Genomic DNA, 17,991 nt, shown 5'->3' on the forward strand with positions numbered 1-17,991 from the left:
TCTCCTCGTGAACGTCGACCTTTTCGATTTCGAACTGCCGAACGAGCGGATCGCGCTGCGCCCCGCCGCCCCGCGCGACTCCGCCCGCCTGCTGGTGCTCGACGGGCCGGAGACGCGCGACGCGATCGTCCGCGATCTCGCCGCCCAGCTCCGCCCCGGCGACTGCCTGGTGTTCAACGACACCCGCGTGATCCCCGCCCAGCTGGAGGGCACGCGCGGCGAGGCCAGGATCGGCGCGACGCTCCACAAACGCGAGGGGCCGCGCCGCTGGCGGGCGTTCATCCGCAACGCCAAGCGGCTGCGCGAGGGCGACGCGATCGATTTCGGGCCGGACGCGATCGCCAACGCCTCGGACCGCGCCGAGGACGGCAGCTTCGCGCTCGACTTCCAGGGCGACGAACCCGTCGAGCTGCTGCTCGAGCGCTGCGGCCGCATGCCGCTGCCGCCGTACATCGCCTCGAAGCGCCCGACCGATGCACGCGACGCCGATGATTACCAGACGATGTTCGCGGCAGAACCCGGCGCCGTCGCCGCCCCCACCGCCGCGCTGCACTTCACGCCCGACCTGATGGCTGCGCTGGAAGCCGCGGGCATCGGCCATACCACGCTGACGCTGCATGTCGGCGCGGGCACCTTCCTGCCGGTGAAGGCCGAGGACACCGAGGACCACAAGATGCACGCCGAATGGGGCCGCATCACGCCGGAGGTCGCCGATCGGCTCAACGCGGTGCGCGCGGCGGGCAACCGCATCATCGCGGTGGGCACCACCAGCCTGCGCCTGCTCGAAAGCGCGGCGGACGAGAACCAGGTGATCCAGCCCTTCGAGGGCGACACCGCGATCTTCATCACCCCGGGCTATCGCTTCAAGGGCGTCGACGGGCTGGTGACCAACTTCCATCTGCCCCGCTCGACGCTGTTCATGCTCGTCTCCGCGCTGATGGGGCTGGATCGCATGCAGGCGGCCTATGCCCATGCGATCGAAACCGGCTATCGCTTCTACAGCTATGGGGATTCCAGCCTGTTGCTGCCCGCCCGCTGAAGGGATTTCGATGCGCCTGTTCCTGCTGCTCGCCGCCTGCACCGCCGCCCTCCCCGCCGCTGCGCAGCAACGGCCCGCGTCCGACCCGATCACGGTCAATGCGCCCGGCGCGCAGCCCCAGGCGACGGTGATCGCCGAGCCGGTGGCGCTGCTGATCGCCGGGTTCGACAGCGACGGTGACGCGCGCGTCACCCGCGCCGAGTTCGACGCAGGGCTGAAGCGCAGCTTCGACAGCGCCGATACGGGCCATACCGGCAGCCTCGGCTATATCGCCTATTCGGACTGGTCGCTGCGCTGGATGGGCGACCGCAACACCCTGCCCAGCCCGTTCGAAATGGACCGCGACGGCGACAACAAGGTCAGCTGGAGCGAATTCCAGGACCGGTTCGCGCAGATCTGGACGCGGTTCGACAAGAACAAGGACGGCGTGATCGAGCGCAGCGAGCTGGTGACGATCCGCCCGCCGGCGTTCAATCCGATGGACGGCAAGCGCAAGCGGCGTTGAGCCGGAGCGGCACGGAGAAGCGTGCTCCATCCGTCGTGCCCCTGCGAAAGCAGGGGGCCAGGGCCACGCGCGACGTCCTCTCCTACCCTGGGCTCCTGCTTTCGCAGGAGCACGGGCTCGCTTGCTACCCCTATCGAGCTTTCTTCCCAATGGGCTAGCATCACATGGATGTCGCCCGCTAGGATCGCTCGAAATGTCGGGACATCACGCACACGGCCATCACCATGGCCACGCACACGGGCACGGCCACGGCCACGCGCATGCCCATGGGCTCGGCCACAGCCACGCCCCCGCCGATTTCGGCCGCGCCTTCGCGATCGGGACCGCGCTCAACATCGCCTTCGTGGTGATCGAGGGCGGCGCCGGGCTGTGGACCAATTCGATGGCGCTGCTGGCCGATGCCGGGCACAATCTCTCCGACGTGCTCGGCCTGCTGATCGCCTGGGTGGGCGCCGAGCTCGGCAAGCGCCCGGCGACGCCGCGCTTCACCTATGGCCTGGGCGCCTCGTCGATTCTCGCCGCGCTCGCCAATGCGCTGCTGCTGCTGATCGCGATCGGCGCGATCCTGCTCGAGACGATCCAGCGCTTCGCCGATCCGCCCGCCGTGGCGCCGATCCCGGTGATGCTGGTGGCGGGCGCGGGCATCCTCGTGAACCTCGGCACCGCGCTGCTCTTCGCCCGCGGGCGCGACCATGACATCAACGTTCGCGGCGCGTACCTTCATATGGCGGCCGACGCCGCGGTGTCGGCCGCGGTGGTGGTCGCCGGCGCGCTGATCTGGTGGACGGGCCTGCGCTGGATCGATCCGGCGATCAGCCTCGTCGTCGTCGTGGTCATCCTGGTCGGCACCTGGGGGCTGCTGCGCGAATCGCTCACCATGGCGCTGCAGGCGGTACCGGACCGGATCGACCTCGACGCGGTGGAGCAGGCGCTGCTCGCCCAGCCCGGCGTTGCCCGCGTCCATGATCTCCATGTCTGGCCGATGAGCACCACCGAGACGGCGCTGACCGCCCATCTCGTCATGCCCGCCGGTCATCCAGGTGACGCATTTCTGCTTCATCTTCAGCAGCGGCTCGCGCATGATTTCCGGATCGAGCACAGTACGGTACAGATAGAGTTGGGCAACGGGGCGGAGTGCCGGATGCATGGACCTGGTAGCGGACATGGTTGAGACGAGCGCCGTGGCGACCCGCCCGCTGGACCTCGTCATCTTCGATTTCGACGGCACGCTGTCCGACAGCGGCGACTGGTTCGTCTCGGTCGCCAACGATCTCGCCGAACGCTTCCGCTTCCGCAAGATCGCGCCGGACGAGGTGGAACTGCTCCGCCGCAAGAGCTCGCGCGAGGTGATCGAGTTCCTCGGTATCGCGCGGTGGAAGATGCCGTGGATCGCCCGCTATGTCCGCAAGCTGGTCAGCCGCGAGGCGCATCGGATCGAGCTGTTCCCGGGCACGCCCAATCTGCTCGATCGGCTGGTCGACATGGGCGTGAAGCTGGCGCTGGTCACCTCCAACTCGGAGGAGAATGCCCGCAAGATCCTGGGGCCCCGCCACGCCGCCAAGATTCACTATTATGCCTGCGGTTCGTCGCTGTTCGGCAAGGCGCCCAAGTTCCGCCGCGTGCTGCGCAAGATGGGCGTCCAGCCCCATGCCGCGCTGGCGATCGGCGACGAAACCCGCGACGTCGATGCGGCGCGCGAAGTCGGGATGCGGGCAGGGTCCGTGCTGTGGGGCTATGCCGCCGAGGATCTGCTGACCGGCATGTCCCCCGACGCGCTGTTCCGCACGCCCGAGGACATCGTCCGCTACGTCAGCCAGCACCGGGACTGAGGCTCGGCACCCCCAGTCAGGCCCTCATCCTGGCGGAAGCCGGGATCCATTTGCCAGGCCGGCTCGGCTCCTTCGGCAACGGAGCGCTAATGGATTCCGGCTTTCACCGGAATGACGGACGTGGGGTGGCGAGTGGATCAAATATCCAGCGCCCAGCCGTCGCGGCCCTTGGGATCGGGCGGGGTGACCGGCACGTAGCGTGTCGCCCCGGCGGCGAGCCGCAGGATCGTCCAGTCGCCGCGGCGGTCGATCGCCTGCAGCGTGCAGCCGCACGCCTCGAAGGCTTCCACAACCTGCGCGCGCTGCGTCTCGAGCAGGCCGGCCAGCACGATCGTCGCATTGGGCGCGGCGATGGCGGCGAGCTCGGGCGCCATCGAGACCAGTGGCCCCGCCAGGATGTTGGCGATGACGAGATCGTAGGGGGCCTGTGCCGTGATCGCATCGGACAGCGCGCCATCGGCCACCACCAGGTCGACGCCCGCGATTCCGTTCGCCACCGCATTCTCGCGGGTCACGTCGACCGCGGCGGGATCGATGTCGGTCGCCATCACCTTGGCCTCAGGCCAGAGATGCGCGCCGGCGAAGGCGAGCAGCCCCGTGCCGGTGCCGACGTCGATGATGTTGGCGAACTGCCGGTCCGAAAGCCCGTCGAGCATCGCCAGGCAGCCCGAGGTGGTCGCATGGTGCCCGGTGCCGAACGCTCGGCCCGCGTCGATCAGGAAGGCGCGGCCGCCCTCCGGTGCCTCGACCGGATGCGCACTGGTATGGACGACGAAACGGCCTTCGCGGATCGGCTCCAACCCTTCCTGGCTCAGCGTCACCCAGTCCTGCGCGGTCAGCGCCTCGACCTCGGGCTCGATGCCCGCCGCGCTCGGCACCAGCGCCTTCAATGCCGCGAGCATGGCGGCATCGGGCTCGTGCTCCAGATAGGCGTCGAGCCGCCAATGCTCGACATCGTCCTCCACCGTCTCGGTGGTCATCAGCACCGCGTCGATCTCGATCGTGCCCGCATCGATCGCCTCGGCCTCGGCGCGGGTGCAGGGCAGGCTGACCTTCCAGCTGTCGATCTCAGCGGACATAGCTGGCTCCATTGGCGTCGAGCACCGCGCCGGTCATCGAGGGCGGTGCATCGAGCGCGCAGAACTTGGCGATCGCGGCGATCTCCTCCGGGCTCGCGACGCGGCCGAGCGGGATGTCGGCCAGCAGCTTGTCGCCGCCGCGGCTCGCCAGATAGTCCTCGGCCATGCCGGTCATGGTGAAGCCGGGGCAGATCGCGAAGGCGAGGATGCCCTCGCCCGCATAGCCGCGCGCGATCGACTTGGTCATGCCGACCATGCCCGCCTTGGAGGCGGCATAATGCCAGTGCGCCGGGCTGTCGCCGCGATAGGCGGCGCGGCTGGCAACGTTGACGATGCGGCCGCCGCTCTTCCGTTCCTGCCAGTGGCGCACCGCCAGTCGGCACAGTTCGGCCGAGGCGGTGAGGTTGACGCGCATCGTGCGCTCCCAGCCTTCGACCCAGTCGTCATGCGCTGCGTCGAGCGGATTGGCCTCGAAGATGCCGGCATTGTTGATCAGCACGTCGATCCGGCCATCCAGCGCATCGAGCGCCTGCTGCCAGAGCGCCTGCGGGGCGGCGGGATCGGTAAAGTCGGCGGGGATGCCGCTGCGCGTGCCCTGGCCGACCAGCGTCACGCGGGCGTCGTCGCCGAGCAGCGCCGCCGTCGCCGCGCCGATACCCCGGCTGCTGCCGGTGAGGAGGATATGGGTCTTCATGGGGACCGCCCTAGCGCGGGTGCGGGGGCGCGTCACCCCGGCACGCGGGGTCAGTCCTGGAGCACCGCCACGCCCAGTGCGCCGAGGTTGACCGTCAGCTGGACGCTCAGCGCATGGTCCATCTGCGGCCGTGCGCCGTTCCGCGCGAGGCGATACTGGTTGAGATAGCCGATATCCGCACTCAGCGCCCTGCCCAGCGGCACCGCGACGCCGAGAATGTTGCGCATGCGCTCATAGCCCGCCCGCTGGCCCCAGCGCGTCGTATTCACCAGCACGATGCTTTCATGGCTGGCGAACAGCGCGAGCCGGTCACGCCCGATGGGCAGATTGTAGCGGAGCAATGGCCGGATCCGCACCCCCACGCCGCGCGCATGCGTCACGAAGCGCTCGTCCACCCGGAACCGGCCGGCGAAGCGCCCGCTGGTCACCACCAGATGCTGCCGCAGGCGATCCTCGTCGGGTGCCAGGTTTCGGTTGTGGAAGCCGACGCGGCGATATCCCATGCCGAGCTCGACGCCCTCGCGCATCTGCCAGCCCAGGATCCCGCCATATTCGGTGGTGTAGAGTCCCCCCAGCCGGTCCCCTGTCCGCGCGATCTGCTCCACCGTCAGGCGTACGCGCGGGACGAGGGGCACCACGACGTTGAGCTGCTCCCAGGCCTGGACATCCTCCTGCTGCGCCCGCGCGGGAAAGACACTGACGAGCAACAGGAGCGCGGCACAGGGAAAGACACGGGACATCCGGCCAGCGATGCACGGCTAGCAGCCGCGGATCAACCCGCGGGGGCGTTGCTCCAGATCAAGCCTCCACCGCGGCCGAGAAGTCCTCCGCCGCCGCGCGCAGCTGGTTGAGCCGGTCGTCCACCTCGGTCACGTCGTGCTGGAGCGTGTCGATCTCGCTGGTGACGCTCTTGGTGTCCTCGCGGATCGCGCCGATCGTGGCGGACATCGAGTCGGCCGCCAGCGCCGTCTCGTCGACCGCGGCGGTGATCGCGGTGACGGTCTGCGCCTGTACCTCCATTGCGCTGCGGATGCGGTTGGCGCTTTCCTGCACTTCGGAGACGGTCGCCCGGATCGAGGCATTGGTTTCCACCGTCGAGCGAGTCGCCGACTGGATCGCGGCAATCTTGGCGGCGATGTCGTCGGTCGCCCGCGCGGTCTGGCTGGCGAGGCTCTTCACTTCCTGCGCCACCACCGCGAAGCCACGGCCCGCATCCCCCGCCCGCGCCGCCTCGATCGTCGCGTTGAGGGCGAGCAGGTTGGTCTGCCCCGCGATATCGCGGATCAGGCCGAGGATCGATTCGATCGACTTGGCATGGTCGGAGAGCATCTCGCTCATCCCCACCGCGTCGGTGGCCTGGCCGCTCGCGCGGGTGGCGATGCCCGCCGCCGCCTCCACTTCGGTGCGCGCGTCCTCGATCGCGCGGATCAGGCCCGCTGCGGTCATCGCCGCCTCGCGCATCGCCACGGCGGACTGTTCGGCCGCCGCCGCGACTTCGCTCGCCTTGCCGAGCATGCCGCGCGCCGCGCTGGAGGCCCCCTGCGCCTGCACGCGGATGCGATTGCCGAGCATCGTCGCGCCTTCGATCGATTCGGCGATGCTCGCGCGGAACTGGTCGGAGCGGGCGCGGCGCTCGTCGTGCACCGACTCGGCATCGCGCGCACCGAGATGGCTGGTCATCAGGTCGACTTCGGCCATGCCGATGCGCTGGATCGCGTCGCACAGCCGCGCAAACCGGGCCATGTCGTCGCCCAGCACCGCCTGCAGTGCCGCGATCGTGTGGCTATGGGCATAGGCGAAATGGCCGAACAGCACGGGCAGCGGGACGCCATGCGCATAACTGTCCTGCGCATAGGCGCAGATGATCTCCGCCCATTGCGCGCCCAGCGGCTGGCGGTAGCGAGTCCGCAGAAACGCGACGCCATCGCTGACATAGCCTTCGGTATCGATCCTGCCGCGCATCCGCTGGCCGGCCTGCGTGCCGAGCACGTGCTGCTGGCACCGCCGTGCGATTCCTTCCCAGGCAGGATCGAGCAGGTCTGCGACTTCGCCACAGGCGGCGACCAACGTGCCGTCCCAGTCATAGTCGCGGCACCAGTCGTCGAACCCGCGGACGCCGCCGCTCCACTGGCCGGGCTTGCGGCCGAGCGCCATTGCAGCGTCCATTACGCCGCGACCTTGGCAACGAACTCGCCCGCGCTGCCCTTCAGCGCGCCGAGCTGTTCGTCGAGCGTCGCAAATCCCTGGCCGACCCGATCGATCTCGGAGGCGACCGCCTCGGTATCGGCGCGGATCGCACTGATCGTCGCCGACATCGAATCGGCCGCCAGCGCGGTCTCGTCCACCGCCGCGGTGATCGCCGTGACGGTCTGCGCCTGCACTTCCATCGCGCTGCGGATGCGATTGGCGCTTTCCTGCACTTCGGACACGGTCGCGCGGATCGAGGCATTGGTCTCCACCGTCGAGCGCGTGGCCGACTGGATCGCGGCGATCTTCGCAGCGATATCGTCGGTCGCCCGCGCGGTCTGGCTGGCGAGGCTCTTCACTTCCTGCGCCACCACCGCGAAGCCACGGCCCGCATCGCCTGCCCGCGCCGCCTCGATCGTGGCATTCAGCGCGAGCAGGTTGGTCTGCCCGGCAATGTCGCGGATCAAGCCGAGGATCGACTCGATCGACTTGGCATGGTCGGAAAGCATCTCGCTCATCCCCACCGCGTCGGTGGCCTGGCCGCTCGCGCGGGTGGCGATCGCCGCCGCCGCCTCGACCTCGGTACGCGCATCCTCGATCGCGCGGATCAGGCCCGCCGCGGTCATCGCCGCCTCGCGCATCGCCACCGCCGACTGTTCAGCCGCCGCCGCGACCTCGCTCGCCTTGCCCAGCATGCCCCGCGCCGAGGCGGAGGTGTGCACCGCCTGCCCGCGCAGCGCCTCGCCGCCGCGCGACGCCTGCTCGACGGTCGCGCCGATCGAGGTGTGGAATTCGGTGGCAAGCCGGTCGCGCGCCACCTGCGCGGCATGTTCGCGATACATGTTGTAGATCTCGACGGTGACGTCCGCTTCGAGCGCCGAGAGGCGCATCAGCGTGTCGACCAGCACCGGCAGCCGCGGATCGGCGCCGCCCACCCGGCGGATCAGCACTTCCAGCGCCGCGCGGTCGCTCGCGCTGATCATCGAGAGCAGTGCCATCGGCGGCACGCCCTTTTCATAGGCCGCGGCGACCGAACGCTCGATCGATTCGATCCAGCCCTTCGCCGTGGTTTCGAGGAAGCGGCTGCGCAGGAACACCACGCCCACGTCGATCATCTTGGCGGTGTCCGACGGCGCCCAGTCGCGCTCCTCGGGGAAGCAGCGGACCCATTGGTGCCAATAGGCGGCGGAAACCGCCTCGATCTCCGGCTCCAGCACCTCCCAGCATTCGCGACTCGATTGCTGGAGCGAACCTTCGAAATCGAACACATGCAGCCGCGCCGCCACGTCGATCCGCGCGCTCATCGTGCCGGCCGCCGCCAGCGCCTGGGTGGAAACCGAATCGCTCACCTACGTCTCATCCCCGGTCGGCGGCCGGGCTTCGGCCGCATCGAGCCAAGCTATGTCGCTTCATTGGTTAAGAGCCGGTTAGGAGCGGGTGTGCAATGGCCGATCCGCACCATCTTGCGCCCACCGCCCGGCTGAACCTAAGGGCAATCCGTCTTGCATCCTCGTCTGGCGGGATTAAGGAAGCCCGCGTCGACCGAAAGGATTTATCGTTGGCCAACGTCCGCAACACGGCACGACCGCTGTCGCCGCATCTCGGCATCTATACCTGGGGACCGCACATGGCGGTCTCTATCCTCCACCGCGCCACCGGCTCCGGCATGGCGACCGTGGGTACCGGCCTGTTCGTCTGGTGGCTGGTCGCGCTCGCCTATGGCCCGGATGCCTATGCGACGTTCCTCGACGTATTCACGCTGTCGAACGGCAAGCTCAACATCCTCGGCTATATCGTCGGGATCGGGATGAGCCTGTCCTTCTTCCAGCACATGGCCTCGGGCGTGCGCCACCTGTTCCTCGATGCCGGCGCGAATTTCGAACTGCGGGGCAACAAGCGCACCGCGCTCGCCACCTTCGCGGTCAGCATCCTCGCCACCGCGATCTTCTGGGTCGTGCTTCTGGAGAAGGCCAATGGGTAACGGAACCCAGCTCGGTCGCGTCCGCGGCCTCGGCTCGGCGCATGAAGGCGCGGGCGAATGGTGGAAGCACAAGGTGTCGGCGGGATCGAACCTGCTGCTGGTGCTGTGGCTGATCGTCTCGATCGCCCTGCTGCCCGCCTATGATTACGCGACTGTCTCCGGCTGGATCGCCCAGCCGCTGGTCGCGGTGCCGCTGATCCTCCTGGTGCTCAGCGTCACCTTCCACTTCCGTCACGGCCTGCAGGTCGTGATCGAGGACTATCAGCACAACGAGACGCGCTTCGTGCTGATCGTCCTGCTCGAATATTTCACGATCACCGTCCGCGTGCTCGCGATCTTCTCGATCCTGAAGATCGCCTTCACCTCCACCGGAGTGGCTGCCTGATGCCCGCCGCCTACAAGATCATCGACCATATCTATGACACCGTCGTCGTCGGCGCGGGCGGCTCGGGCCTCCGCGCGGTGATGGAAGTGGCGCAGTCGGGACTCAAGACCGCCTGCATCACCAAGGTGTTCCCGACGCGCAGCCACACGGTCGCGGCGCAGGGCGGCATCGCCGCCAGCCTCGGCAACATGGGTCCGGACCACTGGACCTGGCACATGTACGACACCGTCAAGGGCTCCGACTGGCTCGGCGACCAGGACGCGATCGAGTATCTGACGCGCGAGGCTCCGGCCGCCGTGTACGAACTCGAACATGCCGGCATGCCGTTCAGCCGCACGGATGAGGGCAAGATCTACCAGCGCCCGTTCGGCGGCATGATGCAGAACATGGGCGAAGGCCCGCCCGCGCAGCGCACCTGCGCCGCGGCGGACCGTACCGGCCATGCGATGCTGCACACGCTGTACCAGCAGAGCCTGAAGTACGACGCGGACTTCTTCATCGAATATTTCGCGCTCGACCTGATCATGGAAAATGGCGAGTGCCGCGGCGTGATCGCGCTGTGCATGGAAGACGGTTCGATCCACCGCTTCCGCAGCCATGCAGTGGTGCTGGCGACCGGCGGCTATGGCCGTGTCTACCAGTCGGCCACCTCGGCGCACACCTGCACCGGCGACGGCAACGCGATGGTGCTCCGCGCCGGCCTGCCGCTGCAGGACATGGAATTCGTCCAGTTCCACCCGACCGGCATCTACGGCGCGGGCGTGCTGATCACGGAGGGTGCGCGCGGCGAAGGCGGCTATCTCACCAACTCCGAGGGTGAGCGCTTCATGGAGCGCTATGCGCCGTCTGCCAAGGATCTCGCCAGCCGCGACGTCGTGTCGCGCTCGATGGCGATGGAGATCCGCGAAGGCCGCGGCGTTGGCAAGGAGAAGGACCATATCTACCTTCACCTGAACCATATCGATCCCAAGATCCTGCACGAGCGCCTGCCCGGCATCACCGAGACCGGCAAGGTCTTCGCCGGCGTCGATCTCACCCGCCAGCCGCTGCCGGTGGTCCCGACCGTCCACTATAATATGGGCGGCATCCCGACCAACTATCACGGCGAAGTCGTCCATCTGAAGGACGGCAACCCGGATGCGGTGGTCCCCGGCCTTTTCGCGGTCGGCGAAGCGGCCTGCGTGTCGGTGCACGGCGCCAACCGCCTCGGCTCCAACTCGCTGATCGACCTCGTGGTATTCGGCCGCGCGACCGGCAAGCGGATCGTCGACATCCTCAAGCCGAACACCCCGCACCACCCGCTGCCGAAGGATTCGGAAGCGCTGGCGCTGGGTCGCCTCGACCATTTCCGCAACGCCAATGGCGGCACCCGCACCTCGCAGCTGCGCGCCGACATGCAGAAGACGATGCAGCGCCACTGCGCCGTGTTCCGCACCGAGGAGCTGATGGCCGAAGGCGTGGCGCACATGGACCAGGTCTATGCGGGCCTGCAGGACGTCCATGTCAGCGATCGCTCGCTGATCTGGAACACCGATCTCGTCGAGACGCTCGAGCTCGACAATCTGATGGGCCAGGCGATGGTGACGATCCGCAGCGCGATCAATCGCAAGGAAAGCCGCGGCGCCCACATGCACGAGGACTTCCCCGAGCGCGACGACGCCGGCTGGATGAAGCACACCATCGCGACGTTCGACGGCTGGGGCGGCAAGGGCGGCAAGACCGAGCTCGATTACCGCCCGGTCCACGACTACACGCTCACCGACGCGATCGAGTATATCAAGCCGAAGAAGCGGGTATACTGATCCGCTTTGCGGATGGGTTTTAGAAGAGGCCGGGGCGACGACGCTCCGGCCTTTTTGTTTGCTGGCATGCACAGCCACCAAGTCGTCATCCCGGCGAAAGCCGGGATCCATTGGGGTCTCCGTGCCGGCTCTCGCTGGTGGCAAGAGGCGTCTGGATCCCGGTTTTGCCGGGAGGACGAAGTTGCAGGAAGGCCGCAGCCCTACCGAACCCCGAACCGCGCGCTCGCCAGATGATGCGCATGGCAGATCGCCACCGCGAGCGCGTCGGCGGCATCGGCGCCGACGATCTTCACCCCCGGCAAGAGCCGCGAGACCATCGCATGGACCTGGTCCTTGTCGGCATTGCCCACGCCAACCACGGACTTCTTGACCGTGCTCGGCTTATACTCGCCCACGTCGATCCCCACCCGCGCTGCGGCGCACAGCACCACCCCGCGCGCCTGGCCGAGCTTGAGCGTCGATTGCGCGTTGGAATTGACGAACACTTCCTCGACGGCGGCCGCCTCCGGCGCGTGATCGGTAATCAGCGCGGCGAGCATCGCATCGAGATGGGCGAGGCGGCGCGGCAGGGTTGCCTTGGTGTCGGTGACGAGCTTGCCGTGGCCGAGATGGCTCAGCCGGTTGCCCTCGGCGCGGATGAGGCCCCAGCCGGTGGTGCCGAGCCCGGGATCGAGACCGAGGATGATCATCGCTTAAGCCCCTCCCCTTCAGGGGAGGGGTGTCGCGCCTGCCGACTCCGCTCGTCATCCCCGCGAAGGCGGGGATCCATTGCCCGTGCCATCGCGGATCTCTCTTGAATCGTACAGGCAAATGGATTCCCGCCTTCGCGGGAATGACGGTAAATTTGAAAGGGTTCGCTAGGAAGGTTCTCCACCAGCGAGTCCCTTGGGGAAGCCCCCCTCCACCACCGCTTCGCGGCGGTCCTCCTCCCCGTTTCGGGGAGGAGCGGGAAGATCAACCCAGCTTCTCCATCACCTCGTCGGGAATCTCGTAATTCCCCCACACGGTCTGGACGTCGTCGTCGTCGTCCAGCGCGTCGAGCAGCTTGAACAAAGTCGCCGCGTCGTCGGCGCCCACCGTCACCATCGTCTGCGGCCGCCAGGCGAGCTTGGCGCCCTCGGACTCGCCGAGCACCGGCTCCAGCGCCTTGGCGACTTCGTGCAGGTCGCCCTGGCCGGTCCAGATCTCGTGGCCGTCCTCGCTGCTGGTGACGTCCTCGGCACCCGCTTCCAGCGCCGCCTCGAACACCTTCTCGGCATCGCCGGCGTTCGCCGGATAGGAGATCAGGCCCAGGCGGTCGAAGCCATGGCTCACCGAGCCGGCCGTGCCCAGGTTGCCGCCGTTCTTCGAGACCGCGGTGCGCACATTGGTCGCGGTGCGGTTGCGGTTGTCGGTCAGCGCCTCGATGATCAGCGAGACACCCGCCGGGCCGAAGCCCTCGTAGCGGATCTCTTCATAGTTATCGCCCTCGCCCTTGCTCGCCTTGTCGATCGCGCGCTGGATATTGTCCTTGGGCATCGACTGCGCCTTGGCGGCGTTGATCGCGGCGCGCAGGCGGGGGTTCATGTCCGGGTCCGGCAGACCCATCTTTGCCGCCACGGTGATTTCGCGGCTGAGCTTGGAGAACATCGCCGAGCGCTTCTTATCCTGCGCGCCCTTGCGGTGCATGATGTTCTTGAATTTGGAATGGCCTGCCATGGTGAACCCGAACTGCCTGCGGTCTGGAGAAGGTGGAAGCGCTCGCCTTAGCGCGGAAGCCCGGCGAGCGCCATCGCGGCGGACTTAGATGCCCAGCGCCTGCTTGTAGGTTTCGAGCAGCATCTCGGCCTCTTCGCGGTGATGCTTTTCCATCTTCCGCAGGCGGACGATGGTGCGCATCGTCTTGACGTCGAAGCCGGTCGACTTGGCTTCGGCATAGACGTCCTTGATGTCGTCGGCGATGCCCTTCTTCTCCTCTTCGAGACGCTCGACACGCTCGATCAGGAGGCGGAGCTGCTCGGCGGAAATATTGTCGGACATGGGTGTTCTAGCTCCTGAAGCATGGGATCGGGCGAACGCGCCGCGCGAGGGTCGCGCCGGCCACTTCGTCCGAAAGGATACGGAATCAGGCGGGCCCTGTACGCCAGCCCGCGCTTTCGCTCAACCTCAGTCCTGCGGGAAGACCTGGCGCTTGCCGCCCAGCTTGTGGACCACCCCGGCGCGCACCACCGTGTCGACATGCTCCAGCACGGTCACGTCCTGCAGCGGATCCCCCGATACCGCGATCAGGTCCGCCGCCTTGCCGGGTTCGAGCGAGCCCAGCTGGTCCTTGCGACCCAGCGCATCGGCCGCATCGAGCGTCGCCGCGCGAATCGCCCCCGCCGGGGTGAGCCCTGCGCGGACGAGCAGCGCGAACTCCCTGGCATTCTCGCCGTGGCGCGACACGCCGGTATCGGTGCCGAAGGCGACCTTCACCCCTGCCTTGATCGCCCTGGCATGGCTTGCTGCCGCAGCAGCGGCAGCCGCCTCGGCCTTGGGGATCGTCGCCGGCGGCAGCTTGCCGGCGCGGGCATTGGCGAGCGCGGTGACCGGGGCGATCATCGTCGGCACCAGCCAGGTGCCGTGCGCCTTCATCGCGGCGATCGTCGCATCGTCGAGGAAGCTGCCATGCTCGATCGAATCGGCCCCCGCCTCCACTGCGCCGCGCACGCCCTCCGCCGCATGGGCGTGGACCGCGACGCGGCGGCCAAAGGCATGCGCCGTCTCGACGACCGCCTTCATCTCCTCGTCGGACATCTGCTTGCCGAGGCCGCCCGCAACGTTGGACAGTACGCCGCCGGTCGCCGCGAACTTGATCACCTGGGCGCCCAGCCCGATCTGCTGGCGCACCGCGCGGCGGCAATCGTCGGCGCCGTCGCAGGTGTTGATCTGGCGGTGGGCGACCGTGTCGGCGAATGCCTCGGCCAGCCCGTTGGTGCCGTCGCCATGCCCGCCCGAGACCGAGATCATCCGCCCGGCATTGACGATTCGCGGTCCCGCGATCGCGCCGCGCTCGACCGCGTCGCGCAGCGCCCGGATCGCGCGGGGGTTACTGCCGAGATCACGGACGGTGGTGAAGCCCGCCTCCAGGTCGCGCCGCGCATCCTCGATGCCGATGACGAATTCGTCGGCTTCGTCCTCGGTGAGCGCGCTCATCCGCTCCTTCACCGGATCGCCTTCGGAGAAGAGGTGGACGTGCAGGTCGATCAGCCCCGGCAGCACGAACTTGTCGCGCAGGTCGACCAGGGTCGCGCCCGTCTCGGGCGCGACGAAGCCGTCGCGGACCTCGACGACCTTGCCGTCGCGCAGGATCAGGGTGCTGGCGCCGCGCGGTGTCTGGCCGGGACGGTCGAGCAACCGCCCCGCCTGGACATAGGTTTCCTTGGGAGAGGTCTGGGCGAGCGCGGGAACCGCCGCCGAACATGCCAGGGCGGCCAACAACAACATCTTCAATTCCCGTCTCCCCCTGTCGCGCCCCCCGTGCAGGCCCAACTCAGGCGTGGGGATCGGTCATGCTGGGAGGATCACTGGCCGGAAAGCTCTCGTCAAGCGCCTCGTCGAGCTCGGCGTCGCGGCCTTCGTTCTTCTTCAGGCTCTCTTCCATTCGCGCCAGTTGCTCGGGCGTGGCCTCGCCCTGATACTTCGCCTTCCACGCGGATTGCTCCATCCCATAGACGATTCGGCGCGCATCGGCCTTGGCGATGCTCGGGTCCGCCTCGTGGATCCAGTCGCCCAGGCAGTTCCGGCAAAAGCCCGAAAGCCCCATCAGATCAATGTTCTGGGCATCGTGGCGGTGGCGCAGATGGCGCACCAGCCGGCGGAACGCCTTGGCCGCTGTTGCGTCGTCCAGGCGATCTAGTTCATCCATTTGGCACCTCCGCAGTTGATGTTAACGCATTTGGGGCTAGAGGCGGGCACGCACAAGCCGAGGAAGACAACGATGACACAGGCGATCTCCCCCCGCTCGCGCAAGGTGCGCGTCCTGGCAACATTGGGACCGGCCAGCGCGTCGCCCGAAATGATCGAGAAGCTGTTCCGCGCCGGCGCCGATGCGTTCCGCATCAACATGAGCCATGGCGACCAGGCCTCGAAGATCCCGCTGTTCGAGGCGATCCGCGGCATGGAGGCGACCACCGGCCGCCCGACCACGATCCTCGCCGACCTGCAGGGTCCGAAGCTGCGCGTCGGCAAGTTCGCCGAGGGCAAGGTGATGCTGGTCACCGGCCACCAGTTCACGCTCGACCGCGACCCCACCCCGGGCGACGCCACCCGCGTCGAACTGCCCCACCGCGAGATCTTCGAGGCGGCGCACCCCGATGCCCGCCTGCTGCTCGACGACGGCAAGCTGGTGCTGCGCGTGACCGACGTGGCACCCGACCGGCTGACCACAATCGTCGAGGTCGGCGGTCCGCTTTCCAACAACAAGGGCCTCAACGTGCCCGACATGGTGCTGCCGCTCGCCGCGCTCACCGAGAAGGACCGCAGCGACCTCAGCTTCGCGGTCGAGCAGGGCGCCGACTGGATCGCGCTCAGCTTCGTCCAGCGCCCCGAGGATCTGATGGAAGCGCGCCGCCTTATCGGCGGCAAGGCCGCGCTGCTCGCCAAGATCGAGAAGCCCTCGGCCATCGCGCGGCTCGAGGAAATCCTGGAGCAGTGCGACGGCGTGATGGTCGCCCGCGGCGATCTCGGCGTCGAGCTGCCGCCGCAGACCGTGCCGCCGCTGCAGAAGCGCATCGTCGAATCGGCCCGCCGCCTGGGCCGCCCGGTGATCGTCGCGACGCAGATGCTCGAATCGATGATCGAGAGCCCCTCGCCCACCCGCGCCGAAGTGTCGGACGTGGCGACGGCGGTGTATGACGGTGCCGACGCGATCATGCTCTCGGCCGAGAGCGCCGCGGGCAAGTGGCCGATCGAGTCGGTGTCGATGATGAACTCGATCGCCGATGCGGTGGAGCGCGATCCGGCGCATGGCGACCGCGTCCACTTCACCGTCACCAAGCCCGATCCGACGACCGCCGACGCGCTGGCCGAAGCGGCGAAGAACATCGCGGCGACGGTCTCGGCCTCGGCGATCATCTGCTTCACCACCTCGGGCTCGACCGCGCGCCGCATCGCCCGCGAGCGGCCGCTGGTGCCGATCCTGGTGCTGACCCCGGAACGCGACACCGCGCGCCGGCTGGGGCTGCTCTGGGGCACCCATGCCGTGCAGACGCGCGACGTCGACTCGTTCGAGGAGATGGTCGCCAAGGCCAAGCGCATGGCGCTGCGCCACGGCCTCGCCAAGGCGGGCGACCGCGTGATCGTCTGCGCCGGCGTGCCGTTCAAGACGCCGGGATCGACCAACGTGCTGCACGTGGTCACGCTGCTCGGCGACGAGCTGACCAGCTATACGGGTCCGGAAGGGAACTGACGTTTAATCCTCCCCCGCCAGGGGGAGGTGTCAGGTGCAGCCTGACGGAGGGGGAGGAAGCACGCCGATGGTTGGGTGCGTACCTCCCCCTCCGTCGCCTTCGGCGCCACCTCCCCCTGGCGGGGGAGGATTGTCCCTTGCCTACCCCCGGCCCATCCGCATCGCCGCACCGGCGACGAAGGGGCAGCCGGCCACCAGCACCAGGCTGATCGCCGCCAGCAGCTTGATCGCGCCGGGCTCGCCGCCGGTGGCACCCGCACCGAAGATCAGCAGCGGCACCGCGAAGGGCAGCATCACCAGCCCCGCCAGCGCACCCGCGCCGCGCAACCCCGCCACCAGCGCCGCCGTCGCCACGCCCAGCGCCGCCAGCCCGGGCGTGCCGATGGCGAGCCCCAGCAGGATCGTCCCCAGCGCCGCGCCGGGCACATGCAGCAGTGCCGCCGCCACGCAGGTCGCCGCCAGCAGTGCGGGGCCGAAACCCAGCCAATGGCCCAGCATCTTGGCGGCAGCGATTCCGGCATCCGAATAGCCGCGCACCACCAGCTGATCGAGCACCCCGCTCTCGGCATCGGGCGTCACCAGCCGCTCGACCGGCAGCAGCGCCGCGAGCAGCGCCGCCGCCCAGATCACCCCGCCGCCGATCCGCGCGAGCAGCCGTCCGTCGGGGCCTATCGCGAAGGGAAACAGGATCGCGACCAGCAGGAAGAAGGCGATCGGCAGCACCAGCCCGCCGCTGCTCCACGCCCGCCGCAACTCTCGCCAGACCAGCGCGATCACAGCGCGATCTCCTGCGCGTCCGGCAGCGCGATCGGCTGGTGCGTCGCGACCAGCACGATGCCGCCGCCGGCGCGGTGCGCGGCGATCCGCGCCTCCAGCATCGCCAGCGAGGCGGTATCGAGCCCGTTGCCCGGCTCGTCGAGCAGCCATATCGGCGCGCCGCTGGCCAGCACCCGCGCGAACCCCGCGCGCCGCCGCTGGCCGGTCGAGAGCAGCCGCACCGGCACATCGGCGAGGTCCGCCAGCCCCACCGCCTCCAGCGCATCGCCGATGTGCCGGTGCGGC

The 17,991-nt window shown here is 68.5% G+C and carries 20 protein-coding genes; 8 read left to right on the plus strand and 12 right to left on the minus strand.

The window, feature by feature from the left end:
- Positions 1–7 precede the first annotated feature (7 nt).
- The 4 genes from queA to CA234_RS13935 all read left to right on the plus strand — a co-directional run bounded on the left by queA (position 8) and on the right by CA234_RS13935 (position 3,373).
- Positions 8–1,039: a tRNA preQ1(34) S-adenosylmethionine ribosyltransferase-isomerase QueA gene (queA, locus tag CA234_RS13920; RefSeq protein ID WP_125978042.1), complete on the plus strand. Its 1,032-nt coding sequence runs from the start codon at positions 8–10 to the stop codon at positions 1,037–1,039.
- 10 nt (positions 1,040–1,049) lie between these two features.
- Positions 1,050–1,544 (plus strand): EF-hand domain-containing protein, encoded by a 495-nt coding sequence (locus tag CA234_RS13925; protein ID WP_125978040.1) that lies wholly within the window; start codon positions 1,050–1,052, stop codon positions 1,542–1,544.
- 193 nt (positions 1,545–1,737) lie between these two features.
- Positions 1,738–2,715: a cation diffusion facilitator family transporter gene (locus CA234_RS13930; protein WP_126001966.1), complete on the plus strand. Its 978-nt coding sequence runs from the start codon at positions 1,738–1,740 to the stop codon at positions 2,713–2,715.
- Entirely contained in the window at positions 2,690–3,373 is a 684-nt protein-coding gene (locus CA234_RS13935; protein WP_241213502.1) for an HAD hydrolase-like protein, read from the plus strand. Before CA234_RS13930 ends, CA234_RS13935 begins: the two co-directional genes overlap by 26 nt.
- 137 nt (positions 3,374–3,510) lie before the next feature.
- On the opposite strand, the gene CA234_RS13940 is transcribed toward CA234_RS13935, so the two are convergent.
- The 5 genes from CA234_RS13940 to CA234_RS25215 are packed head-to-tail and all read right to left on the minus strand — an operon-like array spanning position 3,511 to position 8,637.
- The gene (locus tag CA234_RS13940; RefSeq protein ID WP_125978036.1) at positions 3,511–4,452 is read right to left on the minus strand and encodes a 50S ribosomal protein L11 methyltransferase; all 942 of its coding nucleotides are present in this window, start codon (positions 4,450–4,452) and stop codon (positions 3,511–3,513) included.
- Complete coding sequence (locus tag CA234_RS13945; RefSeq protein WP_125978034.1) at positions 4,442–5,146, minus strand: SDR family oxidoreductase; 705 nt, start codon at positions 5,144–5,146, stop codon at positions 4,442–4,444. The genes CA234_RS13940 and CA234_RS13945 overlap by 11 nt, the downstream gene beginning before the upstream one ends.
- 50 nt (positions 5,147–5,196) lie before the next feature.
- Positions 5,197–5,886 (minus strand): DUF2490 domain-containing protein, encoded by a 690-nt coding sequence (locus CA234_RS13950; RefSeq protein ID WP_125978032.1) that lies wholly within the window; start codon positions 5,884–5,886, stop codon positions 5,197–5,199.
- 58 nt (positions 5,887–5,944) lie between these two features.
- A complete protein-coding gene (locus tag CA234_RS25210; protein ID WP_126001967.1) occupies positions 5,945–7,312 on the minus strand; it encodes a methyl-accepting chemotaxis protein in 1,368 nt (455 codons plus the stop codon).
- Complete coding sequence (locus tag CA234_RS25215; RefSeq protein ID WP_206431200.1) at positions 7,312–8,637, minus strand: methyl-accepting chemotaxis protein; 1,326 nt, start codon at positions 8,635–8,637, stop codon at positions 7,312–7,314. The genes CA234_RS25210 and CA234_RS25215 overlap by 1 nt, the downstream gene beginning before the upstream one ends.
- A 254-nt stretch (positions 8,638–8,891) precedes the next feature.
- Between CA234_RS25215 and sdhC the strand changes: the two genes are divergently transcribed.
- The 3 genes from sdhC to sdhA are packed head-to-tail and all read left to right on the plus strand — an operon-like array spanning position 8,892 to position 11,501.
- On the plus strand, positions 8,892–9,314 hold the full coding sequence (gene sdhC / locus CA234_RS13965) for a succinate dehydrogenase, cytochrome b556 subunit (RefSeq protein ID WP_126001968.1): 423 nt from the start codon (positions 8,892–8,894) through the stop codon (positions 9,312–9,314).
- Positions 9,307–9,699: a succinate dehydrogenase, hydrophobic membrane anchor protein gene (sdhD, locus tag CA234_RS13970; protein ID WP_126001969.1), complete on the plus strand. Its 393-nt coding sequence runs from the start codon at positions 9,307–9,309 to the stop codon at positions 9,697–9,699. Before sdhC ends, sdhD begins: the two co-directional genes overlap by 8 nt.
- Positions 9,699–11,501 (plus strand): succinate dehydrogenase flavoprotein subunit, encoded by a 1,803-nt coding sequence (gene sdhA, locus CA234_RS13975; protein ID WP_126001970.1) that lies wholly within the window; start codon positions 9,699–9,701, stop codon positions 11,499–11,501. The genes sdhD and sdhA overlap by 1 nt, the downstream gene beginning before the upstream one ends.
- A gap of 200 nt (positions 11,502–11,701) precedes the next feature.
- Here sdhA and ruvC read toward each other — a convergent pair whose 3' ends face one another.
- The 5 genes from ruvC to CA234_RS14000 all read right to left on the minus strand — a co-directional run bounded on the left by ruvC (position 11,702) and on the right by CA234_RS14000 (position 15,387).
- A complete protein-coding gene (gene ruvC, locus CA234_RS13980) occupies positions 11,702–12,190 on the minus strand; it encodes a crossover junction endodeoxyribonuclease RuvC (RefSeq protein ID WP_125978022.1) in 489 nt (162 codons plus the stop codon).
- A gap of 265 nt (positions 12,191–12,455) precedes the next feature.
- Positions 12,456–13,199 (minus strand): YebC/PmpR family DNA-binding transcriptional regulator, encoded by a 744-nt coding sequence (locus CA234_RS13985; RefSeq protein WP_126001971.1) that lies wholly within the window; start codon positions 13,197–13,199, stop codon positions 12,456–12,458.
- A gap of 84 nt (positions 13,200–13,283) precedes the next feature.
- On the minus strand, positions 13,284–13,520 hold the full coding sequence (locus tag CA234_RS13990; protein WP_010543233.1) for a DUF2312 domain-containing protein: 237 nt from the start codon (positions 13,518–13,520) through the stop codon (positions 13,284–13,286).
- Between the two features lie 126 nt (positions 13,521–13,646).
- Positions 13,647–14,966, minus strand: a complete 1,320-nt coding sequence (locus CA234_RS13995; protein WP_241213503.1) for an amidohydrolase family protein — start codon at positions 14,964–14,966, stop codon at positions 13,647–13,649.
- 46 nt (positions 14,967–15,012) lie between these two features.
- The gene (locus CA234_RS14000) at positions 15,013–15,387 is read right to left on the minus strand and encodes a DUF1244 domain-containing protein (protein WP_125978016.1); all 375 of its coding nucleotides are present in this window, start codon (positions 15,385–15,387) and stop codon (positions 15,013–15,015) included.
- 72 nt (positions 15,388–15,459) lie between these two features.
- Between CA234_RS14000 and pyk the strand changes: the two genes are divergently transcribed.
- Positions 15,460–16,929: a pyruvate kinase gene (pyk, locus tag CA234_RS14005; RefSeq protein ID WP_125978014.1), complete on the plus strand. Its 1,470-nt coding sequence runs from the start codon at positions 15,460–15,462 to the stop codon at positions 16,927–16,929.
- Between the two features lie 141 nt (positions 16,930–17,070).
- Here the strand turns inward: pyk and CA234_RS14010 are convergent, their stop codons facing one another.
- Positions 17,071–17,706, minus strand: a complete 636-nt coding sequence (locus CA234_RS14010) for a heme exporter protein CcmB (protein ID WP_125978012.1) — start codon at positions 17,704–17,706, stop codon at positions 17,071–17,073.
- On the minus strand, positions 17,703–17,991 hold a 289-nt coding region (locus CA234_RS14015), incomplete at its 5' end, for an ATP-binding cassette domain-containing protein (RefSeq protein ID WP_126001972.1). The genes CA234_RS14015 and CA234_RS14010, both read right to left, overlap by 4 nt.

Source organism: Sphingomonas sp. ABOLE (assembly GCF_003950455.1).
Taxonomy (GTDB): domain Bacteria; phylum Pseudomonadota; class Alphaproteobacteria; order Sphingomonadales; family Sphingomonadaceae; genus Sphingomonas; species Sphingomonas trueperi.

Bases quoted from the DNA above. Each gene is read 5' to 3' on its own strand.
- CA234_RS13995 (WP_241213503.1), bottom strand. From the start codon at position 14,966: ATGTTGTTGTTGGCCGCCCTGGCATGTTCGGCGGCGGTTCCCGCGCTC.
- CA234_RS25215 (WP_206431200.1), bottom strand. From the start codon at position 8,637: ATGAGCGCGCGGATCGACGTGGCGGCGCGGCTGCATGTGTTCGATTTC.
- CA234_RS25210 (WP_126001967.1), bottom strand. From the start codon at position 7,312: ATGGACGCTGCAATGGCGCTCGGCCGCAAGCCCGGCCAGTGGAGCGGC.
- sdhA (WP_126001970.1), top strand. From the start codon at position 9,699: ATGCCCGCCGCCTACAAGATCATCGACCATATCTATGACACCGTCGTC.
- CA234_RS13940 (WP_125978036.1), bottom strand. From the start codon at position 4,452: ATGTCCGCTGAGATCGACAGCTGGAAGGTCAGCCTGCCCTGCACCCGC.
- CA234_RS13925 (WP_125978040.1), top strand. From the start codon at position 1,050: ATGCGCCTGTTCCTGCTGCTCGCCGCCTGCACCGCCGCCCTCCCCGCC.
- sdhD (WP_126001969.1), top strand. From the start codon at position 9,307: ATGGGTAACGGAACCCAGCTCGGTCGCGTCCGCGGCCTCGGCTCGGCG.
- CA234_RS13930 (WP_126001966.1), top strand. From the start codon at position 1,738: ATGTCGGGACATCACGCACACGGCCATCACCATGGCCACGCACACGGG.
- CA234_RS13950 (WP_125978032.1), bottom strand. From the start codon at position 5,886: ATGTCCCGTGTCTTTCCCTGTGCCGCGCTCCTGTTGCTCGTCAGTGTC.
- CA234_RS13985 (WP_126001971.1), bottom strand. From the start codon at position 13,199: ATGGCAGGCCATTCCAAATTCAAGAACATCATGCACCGCAAGGGCGCG.
- CA234_RS13935 (WP_241213502.1), top strand. From the start codon at position 2,690: ATGGACCTGGTAGCGGACATGGTTGAGACGAGCGCCGTGGCGACCCGC.
- ruvC (WP_125978022.1), bottom strand. From the start codon at position 12,190: ATGATCATCCTCGGTCTCGATCCCGGGCTCGGCACCACCGGCTGGGGC.
- CA234_RS14000 (WP_125978016.1), bottom strand. From the start codon at position 15,387: ATGGATGAACTAGATCGCCTGGACGACGCAACAGCGGCCAAGGCGTTC.
- CA234_RS13990 (WP_010543233.1), bottom strand. From the start codon at position 13,520: ATGTCCGACAATATTTCCGCCGAGCAGCTCCGCCTCCTGATCGAGCGT.
- pyk (WP_125978014.1), top strand. From the start codon at position 15,460: ATGACACAGGCGATCTCCCCCCGCTCGCGCAAGGTGCGCGTCCTGGCA.
- CA234_RS13945 (WP_125978034.1), bottom strand. From the start codon at position 5,146: ATGAAGACCCATATCCTCCTCACCGGCAGCAGCCGGGGTATCGGCGCG.